Consider the following 20140-nt stretch of genomic DNA (forward strand, 5'->3'; position numbering starts at 1 on the left):
ATCGCGTGCTGCGCCGGCGAGATGGGCAGACTGGGCACATGTCTGGTCTGACCGCCGAACTCGTGGTTGATGGTCGCGCACCGCAGACCCCTGCCCTTGCCCCGAACGGGCAACTGCTCTGCTACGTCCTCGCTCCCCTCAGCCGGACCGGTGACCACCTCGACACCGAACTCTGGCTCGTCGGCACCGACGGCACCGCCGCGTCCCGCCAGGCAACCTCCGACACCGCAACGGAATCCCGCCCTCGATGGTCCGAGGACTCGGGCACGCTGTTTTTCCTCTCCGACCGAGCCGACCGCGGCACCTCGCAGGTGCACCGGCTCGTCCTCGCTGACGGCGCGGCGGGCGCGGTGACCGACTGGCGCTCCGGCATCGTCGACTACCTGCCGCTCGCTGACCCCAACCTGGTCGCTCTGCTCGCCTGGGACGAACCCACCGAACACGACGCGAGCCGCGCCCGGGACCGTGACGACGCGATTGTCGTCGGCGAGCGGGAACCGCGTGCCCGGTTGCGTCTGCTCGACCTGCGCACCGGCCTGGTCACCACTCCAGAGGTGTTCGGCGACCGGCACGTCGTGGAATTGCGGCAACGGCCCGGCGGCGGTCCGCTCGCCGTGCTCACCCAGGCCAGCAGCGACAACGACTACGCCAGCCGCGTTCGCACTCCGGTGCTCCTCTTGCACGGCGCCGAGGACACCAACGTTCCGCTCGGCCAATCCGTGTGCTTCCACCGGGCGCTGCGCCATTTCGGCGTCGAGCACGAGTTCGTGATCTACCCGAGGGAGGGGCACTCGATCCGGGAACGCCATCACCAACTCGACGTCCTGTTCCGGGCCCGTGGGTGGTTCGACCGCTGGCTCCGGTTCTGACCGTGGACGCGAGAGATGGTGCTGACAACCGGTTCCCGACCGAGCGCCGGTCCGCCGTCTCGCCAGCAGCACACCCGCCAGTGACAGAATTCCGCGCACCATCATGTCCGCCCCTCGCTCCGTCCTCCGACCCGCTGCCGGAGAACCGCGCACCTTCCGCGATGCACATCCGGTCAGTCGCCGCGGAGCGCGCTGAGGTTCTCGCGTGACCGAATCGTGACCGTCAACGAGAAGGCTCCCATCCGGCCGAAGCAGCAGAATCCGTTGCGGCACAAGCAATCGGAAGCAGCGATACCGACGTAGACTTTCTTCCGTGGCAGGCAATCGGGTGCTCGCGTGGGCCGGAGCGATCGCCGCGGTGGGCGGTGGCGTCGGGCTTGCCCTGCCGACCGCGCATTATCTTCCGTCGCATCTGCCGCTGGGCGGCACGGAACCCGATCTGGATCTCGGCCTTCGGCTGGCCTGTGCCGGAGCCTTGGCGCTCGCCTTCGCGCTGGCGATCCTGACTCTCCGCCGACGCCAAGCCGAGCCGCTGGCCTTCACCGCCCTGACCGGCATCGCGGTAGCGGGAATCCTCCTGCGCTACCTCGTGATCACGCTCCCCGGCGCGAACCGGCTCGCCCCCTCCGCCGACGTTCAGCCCGCGGCAGGAGCATGGGTGCTGCTGACCGCGGGCCTCGTCTTGGCCGCGACGGGACTGATCGCGGCGGCAAATGCCCAACGGGGGCGATAAGAGTCACTGGAGCAGCGCGACGCACTCCACGTGATGCGTCATCGGGAACGCGTCGAAAGCCCGCAGATCCGTCAGCGAATACCCGTGCTCCGAGAAGAACTGCACGTCCCGCGCCAACGCCGCCGGGTCGCAAGCCACGTAGACGATCCGGTCCGGCTCACCGGCCGCGATCGCGTTGACGACTGCTCGGCCGGCTCCCTTGCGCGGCGGGTCGAGGACCACGACGTCGACCGGCGCCGGGGCGTCTTCGATGAGGTGTTCCACGCGTCCGGAACGCCAGCTGACCTGCGGCAGGTCGGCGAGGTTGCGCTCGCCGTCGGAGACCGCGCGCCGGCCGGATTCGATGGCCAGCACCTGGCCGTCCGGGCCGACCTGATCGGCGAGCACCGAGGCGAACAGGCCGACCCCGGCGTACAGGTCCCAGGCGACCCCGCCGCGCGGTGCGTCCGCCCATTCCCGCACGAGTTCCGCCAGCGTGTCCGCCGCGCGCGGGTGGACCTGCCAGAAGCCGTGCGCGTCGAGCCGCCAGTCGCGTCCGGCGGCGTGCTGGATCGCCATGCCGCCGGACAGTTGCTTGCCTTGCGTACGCCCGCGCACGGTGGCGAGTTCGCGCAGGTGGAGGTGGTTCTCGCCGTCGCTGGCGACTTCCAGTTCGGTACCCGGCCGCCAGCGCTTGCTCAGCGCGGTGCCGAGCGAGCCGGGCACCGCGATCGGGCAGTCGTCGATCGGGATGACGCGGTGGCTGTGGTGCGCCCGCAAGCCCGCCCGGCCGTCGCGTCCGGCGACGAGCCGCACCCGGCTGCGCCAGCCGAGCGGGCCGCCTTCGAGCGGTTCGACAACCACGTCACGGGTGATCCCGGCGAGCCGTTGCAGCTGTTCGGCCACCACCGCGGCCTTCAGTTCCCGCTGGTAGGCCGGTTCGGCGTGCTGCCAGTCGCAGCCTCCGCAACCGCCAGGGGCGGCGAGCGGGCACGGCGGCGTCACGCGGTGCTCCGACCCGCTGAGCACCTCGATCGCGTCGGCGCGGCAGAACGAGCCGCCCTTGTCCTCGGTCACTTCGGCCCGCACGCGTTCGCCGGGCAGCGCGTGCCGCACGAACAGCACTCGTCCGTCCACACGCGACACACAATGTCCGCCGTGCGCGACTGGGCCGACTTCCAGTTCCAGGATCCGGCCTAGCCAGCTCTCGGTCATTCTGATGATTCCTTAGTCGCAGGAGCGGGCTTCGGGGCGTCCGCGGGACGAGGGGTCGTGGGCGTGAAACCGCGGCGGACGTCGCCGGCGGACGGGCGGGCCTTGCGCAGCCGCGCGACCGCCTTCTGCGACGACTCCAGCTGCCACGGCACGCTCGCCACGACCACACCCGGCTGGAACAGCAGCCTTCCCTTGAGCCGCAACGCACTCTGGTTGTGCAGCACCTGCTCCCACCAGTGCCCCACGACGTACTCCGGAATGAACACGGTGACGACGTCTCGCGGATTGGCGCCGCGGACCCGCTTCACGTAGTCCAGCACCGGCTTCGTGATTTCCCGGTACGGCGATTCGACGACCTTCAGCGGCACCTTGAACTTGTGCGCTTCCCATTCGTGCGTGAGCGCGCGGGTGTCGGCGTCGTCCACGTTGACCGTGACCGCCTCGAGCACGTCCGGGCGCATCGCCTTCGCGTAGGCCAGCGCGCGCAGCGTCGGCCGGTGCAGTTTGGACACCAGCACGATCGCGTGGTTGCGCGAGGGCAGCACGGTCGGCGCGTCGCCCATGTCCTTGAGCTCCTCGGCCACCCGGTCGTAGTGCTTCCGGATCGCGGTCATCAACGCGAAAATCGCCACCATCGCGGCGATCGCGATCCACGCGCCGAGCAGGAACTTGGTGATCAGCACGATCACCAGCACGGTGCCGGTCATGGTGAGGCCGATCGCGTTCACCGTCTGCGAACGGCGCATCCGCCGCCGCGCCGCCGCGTCGGTTTCCTTGTCCAGCAACCGGTTCCAGTGCCGGATCATGCCCGCCTGGCTCACCGTGAACGACACGAACACGCCCACGATGTACAGCTGGATCAGCCGGGTGACCTCGGCGTCGAACGCGATGATCAGCACCAGCGCGAAAACCGCGAGGAACAGGATGCCGTTGGAGAAGGCCAGCCGGTCGCCGCGCGTGTGCAGCTGCCGCGGCAGGTAGCGGTCCTGGGCGAGAATCGAGCCGAGCACCGGGAAGCCGTTGAAGGCGGTGTTCGCGGCCAGCAGCAGGATGATGCCGGTGGAGAACGAGATGTAGTAGAACGCGGGCGGGAAGCTCTCGAACACCGCGTGCGCGATCTGCGCGACGATCGTCTTCTGCTCGTAGCCCGCGGGCGCGCCGGCCAGCTGCCGCGCCGGGTCCTCGGCGAAGTTCACCTTCGTCACGATCGCGAGCGTGATGATGCCGACCAGCATCGTCACCGCCAGCACGCCCATCAGCAGCAGCGTGGTCGCCGCGTTCTTCGACTTCGGCTTGCGGAACGCGGGCACGCCGTTGCTGATCGCCTCGACCCCGGTCAGCGCGGCGGCGCCGGACGAGAACGACCGCAGGATCAGGAACACGAACGCGATGCCCGCCCAGTTGCCTTCCTCGTGCAGCGTGAAGCCCGCGCTCTCGGCGCGCATCTCGGTGCCGGTGACGGCCTGGAACAGCCCCCAGACGACCATGATCAGGATGCCCGCGATGAAGCCGTACGTGGGAATGGCGAACGCTTTGCCGGATTCGCGCACTCCGCGCAGGTTCAGCGCGGTCAGCACGGCCACGATCACGACCGAGGCGAGCACTTTGTGGTTGGCCACCCACGGAATCGCCGAACCGATGTTCGCGACACCGGACGAAGTGGACACCGCGACGGTCAGCACGTAGTCGACCAGCAGCGCGCTCGCCACCGTCAGGCCGAACTTCCCGCCGAGGTTGGTCGTCGCGACCTCGTAGTCGCCGCCGCCGCTCGGGTACGCGTGGACGTTCTGCCGGTAGGACGCCACGACGACGAGCATGACCAGCGCGACCGCGACCCCGATCCACGGCGCGAAGGCGTACGCGGACAGGCCCGCGACGCTCAGCGTCAGGAAGATCTCCTCCGGCGCGTAGGCCACGCTGGACAGCGCGTCGGAGGCGAAAATGGGCAGCGCGATGCGCTTGGGCAACAAGGTGTGGGCGAGACGGTCACTTCGGAACGGACGTCCTAGGACCAGCCGCTTCAGCACGGTCGGGAACTTCGACACCACGAGAGCCTAACTGGCAGGGGCAAGGTAGGTTCGGCGCTGGTGTCCGAGGGTACCCACCGACGGGTCATCCGCACCCTGCGAGGAGGCTAAGCGTGCACGTGGTGATCATGGGATGCGGCCGCGTCGGCGCGTCTCTGGCCGCGGCGCTGGAGCGGCTCGGCCACGACGTGGCCGTCATCGACAAGAACCAGCAGGCGTTCCGCAGGCTGGGCAGCGACTTCCACGGCCAGCAGGTCGTCGGGGCGGGTTTCGACCGCCGGGTGCTCGTCGAGGCCGGGATCGAGCGCGCGGGCGCTTTCGCGGCCGTGTCGAGCGGCGACAATTCCAACATCATCTCCGCGCGGGTCGCGCGCGAGAACTTCGGCGTCGAGCACGTGGTCGCGCGCATCTACGACCACAAGCGCGCCGCGGTGTACGAACGGCTGGGCATCCCGACCGTCGCGACCGTGCCGTGGACGACCGACCGGTTCCTGCGCACCCTGCTGCCCGACGGCGTCGCCTCCGCGTGGCGCGATCCGTCCGGCAACGTCGCGCTGCTGCAACTGCCGCTGCACGAGGGCTGGGTCGGCCGCAGCGTGCGCGAGCTGCAGGAGACCACCGGCGCGCGGGTGGCGTTCATGATGCGGTTCGGCACCGCGGTGCTGCCGGACGCGAAGACCGTCGTGCAGGCCGACGACGACGTGTGGGTGGCGGCGCGTTCGGGCACCGTCGGAGACGTGACGAGCCTGGCCGCTCGCGCCCCCGAGGAGGAGAACTGATGCGGGTCGCGATCGCGGGCGCGGGAGCCGTCGGGCAGTCCATCGCCGCCGAGCTCATCGACGGCAACCACCAGGTGATGCTGATCGAGCGCGACGCCGACCAGTTCGAGCCGGAATCCGTTCCGCAGGCCGACTGGGTGCTGGGCGACGCGTGCGAGGTGTCGATCCTCGAGGAGTCCGGCATCGAACGCTGCGACGTCGTGATCGCGGCGAGCGGCGACGACAAGGCGAACCTCGTGGTGTCGCTGCTGGCGAAGACGGAGTTCGCCGTGCGGCGCGTGGTGGCGCGGGTGAACAACCCGGCCAACGAATGGCTGTTCACCGACGCGTGGGGCGTCGACGTGGCCGTGTCGACCCCGCGGATGCTCGCCGCGATGGTCGAGGAAGCGGTGAGCGTCGGCGATCTGGTGCGGCTCATGACATTCCGGCAGGGGCAGGCGAACCTGGTGGAACTCACCCTGCCGGAGGAGACGCCGCTCGCGGGCAAGCCGGTGAGCGAACTGGCGCTGCCGCGCGACGCGGCGCTGGTGACGATCCTGCGCGGCGACCGGGTGATCGTGCCGCAGCCGGAGGACCCGCTGGAGGCGGGCGACGAACTGCTGTTCGTCGCGACCTCGGACGTCGAACCGGAGATCCGGACGGCGCTGGGCTACTGAGACACGCAAAAGGGGCGGGCTCGTCGCGGGCCCGCCCCTTTTTCGTGCGTCGGATCAGGTCTCGGGAGTCGGCGCCTGCGCGTACTTCTCCCGCAGGCGCGCCTCCACCTGCGCGTCGGTCTCCGGCTCGGGTTCTTCCTCGGCGAGCGCCTTCAGCCGCTTGTCGGAGCGGCGCACCGCCCAGACGACCACCAGCAGCCCGATCGCGTACAGCGGGTAGCCCATCGCGATCTTGGCGAACGCGAGCCAGCCGGTCTGGTTTCCGTCGTAGAGCCAGCGCTGCACCACGAACCGGGCGGCGAAGATGACGGCCATCGCGAGCGTCGCGACGTCGTAGCCGTAGCGGGACGGCTTGTCCTTGCGCCAGGCGGTGCCGTTGCCGTTGAGCGCGTTCCACACGACGCCCGCCAGCGGCCAGCGCACCACCACCGAGATCACGAACACGGCGCAGTAGGCGAGGCTCGCCCAGATGCCGAAGAGGAAGAACCCCTTCGCGGACCCAGTGCGGAACGCGATGAACGCCGCGATCGCGACGCCGAAGAACCCCGAGATGGCCGGCTGCAGCGGCTCCTTGCGCACGACGCGCAGGACGGTGATCGCCACCGCGCTGCCGATCGAGCCCCAGATCGCCGCGGTGAGCCCGAAGAACGCGTTCAGCAGGACGAAGACGATGACCGGCACCGAGGAATAGAACAGGCCGGAAACCCCGCCCATCTGCTCCATCAGCGTCGGCTGCCGCTCTTCGTCGCCCCCGTTTCCGGGCGCGTCCTTCTCGTCGCGGGGAGCAGCGGGTTCAGTCACGAGCGTTGATCACCCTACCGGGCTCTGGAGTTCGTAATACGGGTTGTAGAGCACCTTCTGCCCGTCCCGTTCGGCCATCCGGCCGCGAACCTTGACGGTACGGCCGGGCTCGATGCCGGGAATCCGGCGCCTGCCCAGCCAGATTAGCGTCACGCCCTGCGTGCCGTCGAACAGCTCCGCCTGCAGCGAGGCGGGCCCGTCGGTCGGCGACAGCTCGACGCTGCGCAGCCTGCCGAGCACCGTCACCTCTTCGCCGGACCGGCAGTCACAGGCGCGCTGCGCGCCTTCGGCACCCGACCTCTCGGACATCTCGTCGGCGTCGAGGTCCTCGACGTCGCTGGTCAGCTTGCGAACCAACCGGCTGAAGTAGCCGCCGTCCTTGGCGGACATGGTGTGCTCCTGTGCTCCGGGGCCCCCGACTTCGTTCGGCCCGTGCGTGTTCCAGCGTAGCTGCGGTCCCAGTCAGGGAAACGGGTTTGGGGCAAGATCGCAACGTGACGTCCGCAATCCGTCTCCCGGCCGCCGTCCTGCTGCCCGGCACCGGCTCCGACGAGGTCTTCGTGCGCTCGGTGTTCGGGGGGCCGCTCGCCGCGCTGGGGGTGCCGTTGATCACGCCCGCACCGGTTGCCGGAGCGAGCCTCGCCGAGGAGTTTTTGGCCGGACTGGACCGTCTCGCTGACCGGTACGGGACTTTGCTGGTGGGCGGGATTTCGTTCGGGGCGCATCTCGCCGCGGAGTGGGCGGTGGCGAATCCGGGGCGTTGCGAGGGGCTGCTGGCGGCGCTCCCGGCTTGGAACGGGGAATCCGGGTCAGCACCCGCGGCGGCGGCTGCGACGGTCACGGCGGATCTGGTGGCTGATGCGGGGGTGGAGGGGGCGCTGGCTTCCGCGGCGGCGGGAAGTCCGGGGTGGCTCGGGGAAGAGCTGGGGCGGGCTTGGCGGCGGCAGGGGGACGGGCTGGAGGCCGGGTTGCGGGCGGCGGCGGGGAGGCCAGCGCCGGCATTGGCGGAATTGCGGGGGGTAAAGGTTCCGGCCGGAGTGGGCGGATGCGCGGATGATCCCGTTCATCCCGCTTCGGTCGCCCGGGAGTGGGCTCGGACGCTGCCCAGGGGGAGGTACGGGGAGACGTCGCTCGATGCGGTCGGGCGGGATCGGGAGGCGTTGGGGAGGGCGACTGTTCTGGCGTTTTTGCGGGCGTTGTGAGGACGCGTCGAGAAGGCCCTCGCGGAATAGTGTCCGCGAGGGCCTTCTGGAGAGCGAAAACGGTCAGCCTTGCTGTTCCGCGATGTGCTGGGCGACTGCGTCGGGGAGCGTGATGGGGAGCGGGGTGCGCACCGGCATCGGGGAGTTGCCCCGGTCCACGACGGTGCGGCGCACGATCGCTCGCAGGACTTCGGGAGCCTGCGAGGCAGTGGACTGCGGGCCGGCGATCACGCCGCGCAGCATCCAGCGCGGGCCGTCCACTCCGACGAAGCGCAGGGCTACGTCGCCGACGATCGCGGACAGTTCCATGCCCCATTCGCCGCGGCCCACGTTGACCTTCGCGCCGTCCGCGCGGAGCTGGTCGGCGAGCTCGTTGCTCACCTCGCGCCACAGGCCGCCGGATTTCGGGGCCGCGTAGGCGCTGACGGTGATTTGCCCGACTTCGGTCACGACGTGCACCGCGCGCACGCCGCCTTCCTCCGGGTCCATTTCGACCTGCACCTGCGAACCGTCGGGCACCGGCACGCGCACCGAGCCCAGGTCGATGCGCGGGATGCCGTCTTCTTCGGCTTCGGCGGCATCGAACGGGCCGTCGGTTGTCTCCGACAGCTGGTCCTCGGGTTCGAGCGCGTCGTCGGCGCCGTCAGCTTCGGCGTTTTCGCCGCGCTGGGAAGCGACGCCTCCGGTCTCGTCGTCGCTCGACCGGCGCTTGCGTCCGAAAATCCCCACTATCGTTCCGTTCCTTCCCCGGTGCCCGCGCCGGTGTCTCCGGCGCCGGGTGCCAGTGTGGCGTGCCCGCCGGTCGAGCCGTAACCTCCCGCGCCGCGTTCGGTCGTCTCGAGTTCGGCGACCTCGACGAACTCCGCGTGCTCCACCCGCTGGACCACCAGCTGCGCGATCCGGTCGCCGCGCGCCAGCACGATCTTCTCGCGCGGGTCGTGGTTGACGAGGCAGACTTTGATCTCGCCGCGATAGCCCGAGTCGATCGTGCCGGGAGTGTTGACCACCGACAATCCGACGCGCGCCGCGAGCCCCGAGCGAGGATGCACGAACCCGGCGTACCCGGCGGGCAGCGCGATCGCGACCCCGGTGCCGACGACCCCGCGCTCGCCGGGTCCGAGCACGATATCCGAGGTGGTGACGAGATCGGCCCCGGCGTCGCCGGGCCGGGCATAGGCGGGCGGCGGGACTTCGGGGTCGAGCCGCTGAAGGAGGACCTGAACGCTGGACACGGGCGGCGAGACTACCCTTGATGCGTGGCTGACCGCGTGAACACCGCCGCGACGGGCGTCGTCGCACATTCCGAACGGCTCTACCTGCCGTGGTGGGGCTGGCCCCTGCCGATGGCCGGGGCGATCCTGCTGGGCGTCGAGGTCCACCTGGGCTACCCGTCCATCCCGATGTGGATCCCGCTGGCGATCGCCGTGCCGGTCATGGCGGCGCTGCTGCTCTCGATGGGCCGGGCGAAAGTCAAGATCACCGCGGGCGACGACCCCGAACTCTGGCTAGGCGACGCCCACCTGCCGCTGCGCTACGTAGGCGACATCACCGTCGTGGAAAAAGACGCCAAACGCCACGCCCTGGGCCGCGACGGCGACCCGGCAGCCTTCGTCCTGCACCGAGGCTGGGTAGGCCCCGCGGTCCGCATCACCCTGACCGACCCAGCAGACCCCACCCCGTACTGGCTCTTCAGCACCCGCAAACCAAGCCGGGTAGTCGAACTGCTCCGCGGCGCCTGACCCGCCCGCCCGCTGAAGCCCGTGAGGGGCTCCTTCACGGACTTGGATTCCCTCAAGGAGCCCTTCCCGGACCACCGCCCGCCCACCGGATGCGCCCCAATGCCACATTGGGTGCGTCCCACGCACCGAACGCCACATTGGGTGCGTCTGACGCACCCAATGCCACATTGGGGCGCTAGCCCCACTCGCCAAACCGCAGCCGGTGCACCCAACGAGCGAGGCACCCACACCGCCCCCGCACCCCGATACGAAGCCGCCCTGCGGTTCGGGGGTGCTTGTCAAGGCATCTTTCCCGCCTTGACAAGCACCCCCGAACCGTCAGCACCATGAAAATTCGGGGTGCCCCACGCAACCCAAGACCGGGCCGATGTCGCCGCCAGGCGACGAGCCGAACCACCCCAAACACGAGTAAGGGGGCCGACCACCAAGGCCGACCCCCGTCGCTTACCCAGTCTTCCCAAGACCGCGAAAACGCTGTCCCCGTGAATCTCCCCTAGATCTCCCCGAGAAAATCCCCAGGTCAGGCGCAGTCGCGGCAGATCAGCCGGCCGCCGTTGTCCTCGGCGAGCCTGCTCCGGTGGTGCACCAGGAAGCACACCGAGCAGGTGAACTCGTCCGCCTGCTTCGGCACGACCTTCACGGTCATGTCTTCCCCGGAGAGCCCGGAAAGGTCCGCGCCGGGAAGTTCGAAGTTCTCCGCGGTCGCGTCCTCGTCGACGTCGACGACGCCGGACTGGTTCTCGTTCCGCCGGGCCTTCAGCTCCTCCAACGAGTCTTCGGCCAGCTCGTCGGCTTCGCTGCGGCGCGGAGCGTCGTAGTCGGTAGCCATGGTGTCCCTCACCCCTGCGATTCAGCGTGTCGTCCTGCACCGGTTCCGGAGGCGCCCGATACCGGTCGTGCCGCTGGTCAACGTTCCAGCGCCCCTGTTTGTGCCCGGCCCGCGAGTGACCCAGGTCTCAACCTGGTTGACCTCGTTCTGCGGCCGGAGCCCGGGAAGGGTAGCTCACCGCCGGGCGCGCCTCGCACCGAGTCGGACATTGCCGTCCCAGCGTCACCCGGGAGGGGGAACGCGCAGGTGAGACGCCTGTCCTCCGTTCGGGTTGCCCCGCCGTCGCAAACATCACCTCGCGGCCGAGTCCGCTTGCCCGCGCGGAGCCGTCCGTGGTGCGATCGCCACGGAGGGGCATTACGCGGAATGGGTGAAGGTGACCCGCGACACCGCGCGCCGCGAACAGCGCCTAGGCTCACCGGCTACCACGCCGGTGCGTACGCTGGCGGTTACCGCGAGGCGCGGCGGGGCGACCGCGGCCGGTTCTGCGAGGGGAAGGGACGGGGCAGGTGGCGTCGGGGAACGGGTCGGGGAACCGTGGTGCGCGGCCTTATCGCAAGCACCGTCCGCTGCCCGCGTTGATAGTGATCGGCGTGCTCGCGCTCGGCGCGGTGTTCGTCTGGGTCAACGCCGTGGTCGGCCGCGGCGACATCGACGAGGCGGTGCGCTGCACCCCGGAGCCCAAGGCGCCGCCGGGAATCACCTACACGTCGGTCCCGCACAACGGTCTGGACGACCGCTCGCCGATGCCCCCGGACAAGGTCGCGCTGAAGGTGCTCAACGCCAGCAGCACGCGCGGGCAGGGCAGCATCGCGACCAACGCGCTGCGCGACCTCGGCTTCACCGCGATCGGCGATCCCGGCAACGACCCGGCGTACCCGAAAGGCGACGCGCGTTGCCGCGGCCAGATCCGGTACGGCGACAACGGCGCCGCCGCGGCCCGCACCGTCAGCCTGGTGATCCCCTGCGCGGAGCTGGTCCACGACACCCGCAAGGACGCCAGCGTCGACCTGGCCACCGGGAAGCTTTTCACCGACGTCCAGCCGCGCCCCGAGGCGGTCAAGATCCTCAAGCAGCTCACCGCCTGGTCGCAGGCGCACCAGGGCGGCGGCAGCAGCGAGCAGTCCGCCAGCCCCGGCGCGCCGGTGATCGACCAGACGCTCCTGGCCTCGGCGCGCTCCGTCACCTGCTGACTCCCTCGTGAGTGCTGATCACGGTTAGAACCGTGATCAGCACTCACGACCAGTTCACACCTCTGCCGCGCCGCCCGCGGCCAACGCCGCGCGCAGCTCAGCCGCGATGCCCGGCGACACCGCGAACGTCGCGTCCTCCCCCAGGTCCGCCGCTTCGCCCGGCAGCAGCACGGTCGCGCCCGCTTCCTGCGCGATCAGCGCTCCGGCCGCCCAGTCCCAGCGGTGCAAGCCGTGCTCGAAGAATCCGTCCAGCCACCCGGCCGCGACAGCGCACAGGTCCAGCGAGGCCGCGCCCCGGCGGCGGATGTCGCGCACCTGCCCGACCAGATCCGCGGTCAGCTTGCCCTGCCGGACCCGGCGGTCCTGCGCGTAGGAGAACCCCATCCCGACGAGCGCCAGGTCCAGCCGGTCCGCCGCGGACACCGACAGCCGGTCGCCGTCGAGCCACGCACCGCCGCCGCGGACGGCCGTCCAGCGCCGGCCGCTCACCGGCTCCACGACCGCTCCCGCGACCGAAACCCCGTCGATCTGCGCCGCGATCGACACCGCGAAGGTCGGCAGGCCGTAGAGGAAGTTGACGGTCCCGTCGATCGGATCGACCACCCAGGTGACCCCGCCGGCAGCGTCGCCGACCGCGCCGCCGCCTTCCTCGCCCAGCACCGGTTCCCCGGGCCGGATCCGCTCCAGCCGGGCGCGGACCAGTTCCTCCGACTCCCGGTCCACCGCGGTCACCACGTCGGTCTCCGCCGACTTCGTGTCCACGGCGACCTCGCCGCCGGACCGCATCCGCACCCACGCCGTCCGGACCAGGTGCGCGGCCTCGACCGCGACCTGTTCGGCGGTGTTTTTCAGGTCGTTCAGCATCGCCTCGTCAACTCCCACGCCCGCCATGTCACCACATCCGGTTAAAGTCTCCGCAGCAGACTTCTGAATCGTGCGAGAAGGGACCACGTCAGTGACGGCGACCCGAGGTTTCGGAATCGACATCGGCGGCAGCGGGATCAAAGGCGCGCTGGTCGATTTGGAACAGGGACAGCTCATCGGGGACCGGCACCGGATCGAAACGCCGCAGCCGTCGACGCCGGACGCGGTGGCGGACGTCGTCGCCGAAATCGTCCGGGCGGCGGAGTGGGACGGCCCGGTCGGCGTGACGCTTCCGGCGGTGGTCAAGAGGGGCACCGCGCACACCGCGGCCAACATCGACCACAAGTGGATCGGCACCGACGCCGAGGCGCTCTTCGCGAAGCGGCTCGGCAAGAGCGTCGGCGAGGTCACGATGCTCAACGACGCCGACGCCGCGGGCCTCGCCGAGATCCGCTTCGGCGACGCGGCCGCGCGCACCGGCGTGACCGCGCTACTCACCTTCGGCACCGGCATCGGCAGCGCGCTGTTCCACGACGGCAAGCTCGTGCCCAACACCGAATTCGGCCATCTGGAGGTCGACGGCCACGACGCGGAGAAACGCGCCGCCGCTTCGGTGAAGGACAACGAGGGCCTGTCGTATCCGCAGTGGGCCAAGCGGGTGCACCGGTACCTCTCGGTGCTGGAGAACCTGATCTGGCCGGACCTGTTCATCGTCGGCGGCGGCGTCAGCAAGAAGGCCGAGAAGTGGGTGCCGCTGCTGGACATCCGCACGCCGGTGGCCGTCGCGTCGCTGCAGAACAACGCGGGCATCGTCGGGGCCGCCGCGGCCGCCGCGGAGGGCGCCGGGCACTGAGCGAGGAGTCCGCGCCGGGTCTCGGAGCGGTCACCGCGAGGCGCCGGGAAGGGGGCCGGAGGGTGATCGCTTCGCGACGCAGTGGGCCGACGTCGTTACAATGGAACACGGCGCAGGAGCTGCGGAGGTAAAACCGCAGGCCGAGGCGTGTTCCCCGAATGTGAGGCAGCTGAGGTGGCGACATCTCGGCTCGTCATGATCGACCGCTGCGAAAGGGCGTAAGTGGCAGCCGCAAGAACCGCAACCCGAGGCGGGACGAAGACAGCGACCGAAGCCGGCGAGCCGGCCGACGAGGCAGCCACCGGAGCGGCGAAGTCCCCGGCGCGCAAGACCGCCGCGAAGCCGGCGGGCGCGAAGAAGACTCCGGCCAAGAAGGCTCCGGCGAAGAAGGCCGCCGCGAAGGGTCCGAAGACCGACGACGGCGATCCCGACGGCCCGGTCGACCTCGACGAGGCCGAACTCGACAGCCCGGATCTGTCCGATCTCGAAGAGGTCGAGGTCGACGTCGTCGACGAGACGGTCAACGACGAGACCGACGACGACGATGACGACGACTCCGAGGACGAGGCCGAAGCGACCGAGGGGGCCGCGGGAGCCGCGACGTCCACCGCCGCCCGCCGCCGCGCGAGTGCCGCCGAGAAGGGCGGCAAGTCCTCGGACAACCCGGACTTCGTGTGGGACGAGGAGGAGTCCGAGGCGCTGCGCCAGGCGCGCAAGGACGCCGAGCTCACCGCGTCGGCCGACTCGGTCCGCGCCTACCTCAAGCAGATCGGCAAGGTCGCGCTGCTGAACGCCGAGGAGGAGGTGGAGCTCGCCAAGCGGATCGAGGCCGGGCTCTACGCCGCCGAGCGCGTGCGCACCGCCGAGGAGGAGGGCGAGAAGCTCGTCACCCAGATGCGCCGCGACCTCAAGTGGATCGTGCGCGACGGCGAGCGGGCCAAGAACCACCTGCTGGAGGCGAACCTCCGGCTCGTCGTGTCGCTGGCCAAGCGCTACACCGGCCGCGGCATGGCGTTCCTGGACCTGATCCAGGAGGGCAACCTCGGCCTGATCCGCGCGGTGGAGAAGTTCGACTACACCAAGGGCTACAAGTTCTCCACGTACGCCACGTGGTGGATCCGCCAGGCGATCACCCGCGCGATGGCCGACCAGGCGCGCACCATCCGCATCCCGGTGCACATGGTCGAGGTCATCAACAAGCTCGGCCGCATACAGCGCGAACTCCTCCAGGACCTCGGCCGCGAGCCGACGCCCGAGGAGCTCGCCAAGGAAATGGACATCTCGCCGGAGAAGGTCCTGGAGATCCAGCAGTACGCGCGCGAGCCGATCTCGCTGGACCAGACCATCGGCGACGAGGGCGATTCGCAGCTCGGCGACTTCATCGAAGACTCCGAAGCGGTCGTCGCGGTCGACGCGGTGTCGTTCACGCTGCTGCAGGACCAGCTCCAGTCGGTGCTGCAGACGCTGTCCGAGCGCGAGGCGGGCGTGGTCCGGCTGCGCTTCGGCCTCACCGACGGCCAGCCGCGCACCCTCGACGAGATCGGCCAGGTCTACGGGGTCACGCGCGAGCGGATCCGGCAGATCGAGTCGAAGACGATGTCGAAGCTGCGCCACCCGTCGCGCTCGCAGGTGCTGCGCGACTACCTGGACTGAGCTTCTCCGGTTCCGGCGAGAAACCCCGCCCCGCACTACGCGGCGGCGGGGTTTCTGCGTTTACCGACAACGCCGCGCGGCATCGCCCCGGCATTTCCGCGAAATCCTTCCTTCGCTGACCACAGTGGACCCAGGACAAGTCCCGAAAACCCGGAGACACCGGGTCCCGATGCGAATTACGCTGCGGCGCAAGAGTAATCCGCGCGTGAATCCCGGCGAGTGAACGTGCACCCGAACGTGCACCGCCGGAGCCGCGGGCTTTGCACGCGTGTCCGTTTCCTGTTCACAACCGTTCACCCGGAACCCCGGAACCGTTCCGGAATACTCATCGCCGGTGCACAGTCGCGCACCCACCGCGACACTGGGACCCGGGCAAGAGGCTAAAGTTGGTTGTTCTCCGCAGATGCGCGGAAATCGTGATTGTTTGGTTGCCTGAAAACGAAGATCGCAACGAGTGATCGCCATTAAGCTGCGCCCACAACGAGCGTCAGTATTGGAAGGCAGCACCGCCCAGTGTTTTCGACGAAAACTCAATCGCGAGCGAGCCAGGGATGCCCGGCGGCGCGGAGCGGATCCTCCGGCCCCGGTGAAGCGAGGCAACTGTGATCGGGTTCCTCCTCCGCAGACTCGTCAACTACATCGCCCTGTGCCTCGTCGCGACCTTCGCGGCGTTCTCCTTGGCGTCGCTGTCGTTCAGCCCGCTGGACGCGCTCAAGCTGCGCAATCCGCCGGCTCCGCAGGCGACCATCGACGCCAAGGCCGCCGAACTGCACCTGGACCAGGCGATCCCGCACCGGTTCTTCACCTGGCTGGGCGGCGTGTTCCAGGGCGACTTCGGCCGCACGGTCGCCGATCAGGCGATCACCGACGAACTGTTCCGCCGCGCGGGCGTGAGCCTGCGGCTGTTCCTGCTCGGGATCACGATCGGCATCATCATCGGCGTGCTGGTCGGCGTGATCAGCGCGATCCGCCAGTACAAGATCAGCGACTACATCGCCACCACGTTCTCCTTCGTGGTGCTGTCGACGCCGGTGTTCGTGATCGCCACCATCCTCAAGGCGGGCGCGCAGTCGGTCAACGACAACCTGCTCGACGGCTACCAGTTCTTCATCGTGCAGGGCGAGGGCGGCGCGGTCGACGGCGGTTTCGGCGACGTCCTGCTCGACCGGCTGCAGCACATCATCGTGCCGACCCTGGCGATCGTGCTGACCCAGGTCGCCTACTACAGCCGCTACCAGCGTTCGGCGATGCTCGACGTGCTCGGCTCGGACTTCCTGCGCACCGCGCAGGCCAAGGGCCTCACCCGCAGGCGCGCGCTGTTCAAGCACGGCCTGCGCACCGCGCTGATCCCGATGGCGACGCTGTTCGCGTTCGGCTTCGGCCTGCTCATCACCGGCGGCGTCTTCACCGAGAAGATCTTCGGCTGGTACGGCATGGGCGACTGGCTGGTGACCGGCATCCAGAAGCAGGACACCAACATCGTCACCACCGTGACCCTGTTCATCGCGATCTGCGTGCTGCTCGCCGGCTGGCTCGCGGACGTGCTCTACGCCGCGCTCGACCCGAGGGTGAGGATCTGATGGCCGCCCCATTGAACGAGGCCGACCTCGCCGACTCGGCTGTCGCCGCCACCGAAACGGAAACCGAGCAGCAGACCGGGAAGTCCTCCAGTCGCGGCAGGCTCGTCGCCCGCCGGTTCTTCCGCAACAAACTCGCGCTGGTCGGGCTCGTCGTCATCCTGCTGTTCTACGTGCTGGCGTTCACCTACAGCTGGTATTCGCCGTGGGGCTACGACGAACTCGACCCGGCCGCGACGCTGATGCCGCCGGACGGCACGCACTGGTTCGGCACCAACCAGATCGGCGGCGACATGTTCGCGCAGACCATGCGCGGACTGCAGAAGTCGCTCACCATCGGCCTGCTGGCCGCGCTGTTCTCCACCGGCGTGGCCTCGATCGTCGGCTCCGCGGCGGGCTACTTCGGCGGCTGGACCGACCGGGTGTCCATGTGGGTCGTCGACCTGCTGCTGATCCTGCCGCCGTTCCTGATCATCTCGATCCTGTCGCCCGCTTTCCGCGGCAAGACCTGGCTGATCCTGGTCGGCCTGATCGCGCTGTTCCAGTGGATGATCACCGCGCGCATCGTCCGCGGCATGACGCTGACGCTGCGCGAGCGCGAGTTCGTGAAGGCCGCCAAGTTCATGGGCCAGTCCCCGTGGCGGATCATCTTCAAGCACATCGTGCCGAACATGGCTTCGCTGCTGATCATCGACGCGACGATCAACGTCGGCGTCGCGATCATCATGGAGACGTCGCTGTCGTTCTTCGGCTTCGGAGTGCAGGCGCCGGACGTTTCGCTGGGCACGCTGATCTCGGCGGGCTCCGACGCGGTCCGCACGTTCCCGTGGCTGTTCTACATCCCGGCCGGCTTCCTGGTGTTCACCGTGCTCGCGGTGAACTTCGTCGGCGACGGCCTGCGCGACGCGCTCGACCCGTCGTCCAGCCGTTCGCGGCGCAAGGAACGCAAGCGGATCGAAGAAAAGACCAAGTCGAGCGCCTCGACGCAACCTGTGGGAGCAGAAGCATGAGCGCCGCACTCGAATTGAGCGCGGAAACGGGCAAGCCCACCGGCACCGTGCTCGAGGTCTCCGACCTCGAAGTGTCCTTCCCGTCCGAGTCCGGCCGCGTGCACGCGGTGCGCGGCCTGAACTACCAGGTCGCGGCCGGCGAGGTGCTCGGCATCGTCGGCGAGTCCGGTTCGGGCAAGTCGGTGTCGTCGCTCGCGGTGATGGGGCTGCTGCCCCCGCAGGCGCGGGTGTCGGGCTCGATCCGGTTCCAGGACAGCGAATTGATCGGCAAGTCCGACGTCGAGCTGTCGAAGATCCGCGGCAAGAAGATCTCGATGGTCTTCCAGGACCCGCTGTCCGCGCTGACCCCGGTGTACACCGTCGGGGCGCAGATCGCCGAAGCGCTGCTGGTGCACGGCAAGGGCACGATCACCAAGCAGCAGGCGAACAACCGCGCGGTCGAGCTGCTCGACCTGGTCGGCATCCCGAACGCGGCGGCGCGGGCGAAGGCGTTCCCGCACGAGTTCTCCGGCGGCATGCGCCAGCGCGCGGTGATCGCCATCGCGATCGCCAACGACCCGGACCTGATCATCGCCGACGAGCCGACCACCGCGCTCGACGTGACGGTGCAGGCGCAGGTGCTGGAGGTGCTCAAGACCGCGCAGGAGGTCACCGGCGCCGGCATCGTGATCATCACGCACGACCTCGGCGTGGTCGCCGGGTTCGCCGACCGGCTGATGGTGATGTACGCCGGGCGCGCGGTCGAACAGGGTCCGGTCGAGACGATCTACGCCCAGCCGCGGATGCCGTACACGCTGGGCCTGCTCGGTTCGATCCCCCGCGTCGACGCGCGGGAGAAGCAGCCGCTGGTGCCGATCGAGGGCCAGCCGCCGTCGCTGGTGAACCTGCCGCAGGGCTGCCCGTTCGCGCCGCGCTGCCCGCTGGCGATCGACGCATGCCGCACGGCCGAGCCGGAACTGTTCACGATCACGCCGGGCAACCCGAACGCGCCGGTCGACACGACGCACCGGGCCGCCTGCATCCGCACCGAAGAACTCGCCCGTCCCGAAGCGGACGCCGCCGAGGTCTACGGCGCGGAGGTGATCGAGGAGGCCGCGGTCGCGTCCCTGCCGCGCACCCAGCGCTCGACCGTGCTGGACGTGCAGGACCTGCAGAAGCACTACGCGGTCAGCAAGGGCACCGTCTTCAAGCGCAAGGTCGGCGTCGTGCGCGCGGTCGACGGGATCACCTTCGACATCGTCGAGGGCGAAACCCTCGGCCTGGTCGGCGAATCCGGCTGCGGCAAGTCGACCACGCTGATGGAGATCCTCGAACTGGCGGCCCCGTCGCACGGTTCGGTCGCGGTGCTCGGCAAGGACGTGGCGAAGCTCGCGGGCAAGGACCGCAAGTCGATCCGCCGCGACCTCCAGGTGGTCTTCCAGGACCCGATGGCCGCGCTCGACCCCCGGCTGCCGATCGGCGACATCATCGCCGAGCCGATGGTGACGCACGGGTTCTCGAAGGAGCGCATCGACCAGCGGGTGCCGGAACTGCTCGGGCTGGTCGGGCTGCGCCCCGAGCACGCCGACCGGTACCCGGCGGAGTTCTCCGGCGGGCAGCGCCAGCGCATCGGCATCGCGCGGGCGCTCGCGCTGGAGCCGAAGCTGATCGTGCTCGACGAGCCGGTGTCCGCGCTCGACGTGTCGATCCAGGCCGGCGTGATCAACCTGCTGGACGAACTGAAGGCCAAGCTGGGCCTGTCGTACCTGTTCGTGGCGCACGACCTGTCGGTGGTCCGGCACATCGCCGACCGCGTGGCCGTGATGTACCTCGGCAAGATCGTGGAGATCGGCGACGTCCGCACGGTGTTCGAGGCGCCGCAGCACCCGTACACGCAGGCGCTGCTGTCCGCGATCCCGATCCCGGACCCGGCCAAGGAACGCGAGCGCGGCCGGATCATCCTCACCGGCGACCTGCCCAGCCCGGCGAATCCGCCGTCGGGCTGCCGGTTCCGCACCCGGTGTTTCGTCTTCTCCCAACTGTCCGAAGAGGACAAGCGCAAGTGCGTCGACGTCGAGCCCCCGCGCGAATCCCGCGCCGAGGACCACGACGTCGCGTGCCACTATGCCAGAACCCGCGAAGTTGTGTAGCCACAATCCGTTGGCACACCAGAAGAAGGAAG

The 20140-nt window shown here is 69.5% G+C and carries 20 protein-coding genes; 12 read left to right on the forward strand and 8 right to left on the reverse strand.

Annotation, left to right across the window (positions count from 1 at the left end; genetic code table 11):
• The first annotated feature begins 38 nt into the window (after window positions 1-38).
• Complete coding sequence (locus H4281_RS09720; protein WP_182890538.1) at window positions 39-869, forward strand: S9 family peptidase; 831 nt, start codon at window positions 39-41, stop codon at window positions 867-869.
• 313 nt (window positions 870-1182) lie between these two features.
• On the forward strand, window positions 1183-1602 hold the full coding sequence (locus H4281_RS09725) for a hypothetical protein (protein ID WP_182890539.1): 420 nt from the start codon (window positions 1183-1185) through the stop codon (window positions 1600-1602).
• A 3-nt stretch (window positions 1603-1605) separates the two neighbouring features.
• On the opposite strand, the gene H4281_RS09730 is transcribed toward H4281_RS09725, so the two are convergent.
• Both H4281_RS09730 and H4281_RS09735 read right to left on the reverse strand, forming a co-directional pair.
• Complete coding sequence (locus H4281_RS09730; RefSeq protein ID WP_182890540.1) at window positions 1606-2796, reverse strand: class I SAM-dependent RNA methyltransferase; 1191 nt, start codon at window positions 2794-2796, stop codon at window positions 1606-1608.
• Window positions 2793-4841 carry an APC family permease gene (locus H4281_RS09735; protein WP_182890541.1) on the reverse strand — a complete coding sequence of 683 codons (2049 nt, stop codon included), beginning with the start codon at window positions 4839-4841 and terminating at the stop codon, window positions 2793-2795. The genes H4281_RS09730 and H4281_RS09735 overlap by 4 nt, the downstream gene beginning before the upstream one ends.
• A 95-nt stretch (window positions 4842-4936) precedes the next feature.
• Here H4281_RS09735 and H4281_RS09740 point away from each other — a divergent pair, with 95 nt between their 5' ends.
• Window positions 4937-5602 (forward strand): potassium channel family protein, encoded by a 666-nt coding sequence (locus tag H4281_RS09740; RefSeq protein WP_067579456.1) that lies wholly within the window; start codon window positions 4937-4939, stop codon window positions 5600-5602.
• Complete coding sequence (locus tag H4281_RS09745) at window positions 5602-6258, forward strand: potassium channel family protein (protein WP_009075577.1); 657 nt, start codon at window positions 5602-5604, stop codon at window positions 6256-6258. The genes H4281_RS09740 and H4281_RS09745 overlap by 1 nt, the downstream gene beginning before the upstream one ends.
• 54 nt (window positions 6259-6312) lie before the next feature.
• Here H4281_RS09745 and H4281_RS09750 read toward each other — a convergent pair whose 3' ends face one another.
• Both H4281_RS09750 and H4281_RS09755 read right to left on the reverse strand, forming a co-directional pair.
• Complete coding sequence (locus tag H4281_RS09750) at window positions 6313-6981, reverse strand: DUF3159 domain-containing protein (RefSeq protein ID WP_182890904.1); 669 nt, start codon at window positions 6979-6981, stop codon at window positions 6313-6315.
• An 87-nt stretch (window positions 6982-7068) separates the two neighbouring features.
• On the reverse strand, window positions 7069-7449 hold the full coding sequence (locus H4281_RS09755; protein WP_009075573.1) for an OB-fold nucleic acid binding domain-containing protein: 381 nt from the start codon (window positions 7447-7449) through the stop codon (window positions 7069-7071).
• Window positions 7450-7553: 104 nt separating this feature from the next.
• On the opposite strand from H4281_RS09755, the gene H4281_RS09760 reads away from it, so the two are divergent.
• On the forward strand, window positions 7554-8261 hold the full coding sequence (locus tag H4281_RS09760; RefSeq protein ID WP_182890542.1) for an alpha/beta fold hydrolase: 708 nt from the start codon (window positions 7554-7556) through the stop codon (window positions 8259-8261).
• Between the two features lie 63 nt (window positions 8262-8324).
• On the opposite strand, the gene H4281_RS09765 is transcribed toward H4281_RS09760, so the two are convergent.
• Together H4281_RS09765 and dut are read right to left on the reverse strand one after the other, a co-directional pair.
• Window positions 8325-8990 carry a DUF3710 domain-containing protein gene (locus H4281_RS09765; RefSeq protein WP_182890543.1) on the reverse strand — a complete coding sequence of 222 codons (666 nt, stop codon included), beginning with the start codon at window positions 8988-8990 and terminating at the stop codon, window positions 8325-8327.
• Window positions 8990-9493 (reverse strand): dUTP diphosphatase, encoded by a 504-nt coding sequence (gene dut / locus H4281_RS09770; protein ID WP_043838363.1) that lies wholly within the window; start codon window positions 9491-9493, stop codon window positions 8990-8992. The genes H4281_RS09765 and dut overlap by 1 nt, the downstream gene beginning before the upstream one ends.
• Window positions 9494-9517: 24 nt before the next feature.
• Here dut and H4281_RS09775 point away from each other — a divergent pair, with 24 nt between their 5' ends.
• Window positions 9518-10000 carry a DUF3093 domain-containing protein gene (locus tag H4281_RS09775; protein WP_182890544.1) on the forward strand — a complete coding sequence of 161 codons (483 nt, stop codon included), beginning with the start codon at window positions 9518-9520 and terminating at the stop codon, window positions 9998-10000.
• A gap of 520 nt (window positions 10001-10520) precedes the next feature.
• Here H4281_RS09775 and H4281_RS09780 read toward each other — a convergent pair.
• Window positions 10521-10829 carry a DUF4193 domain-containing protein gene (locus H4281_RS09780; RefSeq protein WP_013224476.1) on the reverse strand — a complete coding sequence of 103 codons (309 nt, stop codon included), beginning with the start codon at window positions 10827-10829 and terminating at the stop codon, window positions 10521-10523.
• A gap of 509 nt (window positions 10830-11338) precedes the next feature.
• On the opposite strand from H4281_RS09780, the gene cei reads away from it, so the two are divergent.
• Window positions 11339-12022, forward strand: coding sequence for an envelope integrity protein Cei (cei, locus tag H4281_RS09785; RefSeq protein WP_182890545.1), 684 nt, complete (start codon window positions 11339-11341; stop codon window positions 12020-12022).
• A gap of 54 nt (window positions 12023-12076) precedes the next feature.
• Here the strand turns inward: cei and H4281_RS09790 are convergent, their stop codons facing one another.
• Complete coding sequence (locus tag H4281_RS09790; RefSeq protein ID WP_182890546.1) at window positions 12077-12913, reverse strand: inositol monophosphatase family protein; 837 nt, start codon at window positions 12911-12913, stop codon at window positions 12077-12079.
• A gap of 64 nt (window positions 12914-12977) precedes the next feature.
• Between H4281_RS09790 and ppgK the strand changes: the two genes are divergently transcribed.
• The 5 genes from ppgK (at window position 12978) to H4281_RS09815 (ending at window position 20108) form a co-directional block, all read left to right on the forward strand.
• Complete coding sequence (ppgK, locus tag H4281_RS09795; RefSeq protein WP_182890547.1) at window positions 12978-13739, forward strand: polyphosphate--glucose phosphotransferase; 762 nt, start codon at window positions 12978-12980, stop codon at window positions 13737-13739.
• A 222-nt stretch (window positions 13740-13961) separates the two neighbouring features.
• Window positions 13962-15392, forward strand: coding sequence for an RNA polymerase sigma factor (locus tag H4281_RS09800; protein ID WP_182890548.1), 1431 nt, complete (start codon window positions 13962-13964; stop codon window positions 15390-15392).
• A gap of 602 nt (window positions 15393-15994) precedes the next feature.
• Entirely contained in the window at window positions 15995-16972 is a 978-nt protein-coding gene (locus H4281_RS09805; RefSeq protein WP_067579476.1) for an ABC transporter permease, read from the forward strand.
• Entirely contained in the window at window positions 16972-17979 is a 1008-nt protein-coding gene (locus tag H4281_RS09810; RefSeq protein ID WP_182890549.1) for an ABC transporter permease, read from the forward strand. The genes H4281_RS09805 and H4281_RS09810 overlap by 1 nt, the downstream gene beginning before the upstream one ends.
• Window positions 17976-20108, forward strand: coding sequence for an ABC transporter ATP-binding protein (locus tag H4281_RS09815; protein WP_182890550.1), 2133 nt, complete (start codon window positions 17976-17978; stop codon window positions 20106-20108). The genes H4281_RS09810 and H4281_RS09815 overlap by 4 nt, the downstream gene beginning before the upstream one ends.
• Window positions 20109-20140: the final 32 nt, after the last annotated feature.

Source organism: Amycolatopsis dendrobii, assembly GCF_014145675.1.
In the GTDB taxonomy this organism is placed as follows: domain Bacteria; phylum Actinomycetota; class Actinomycetes; order Mycobacteriales; family Pseudonocardiaceae; genus Amycolatopsis; species Amycolatopsis dendrobii.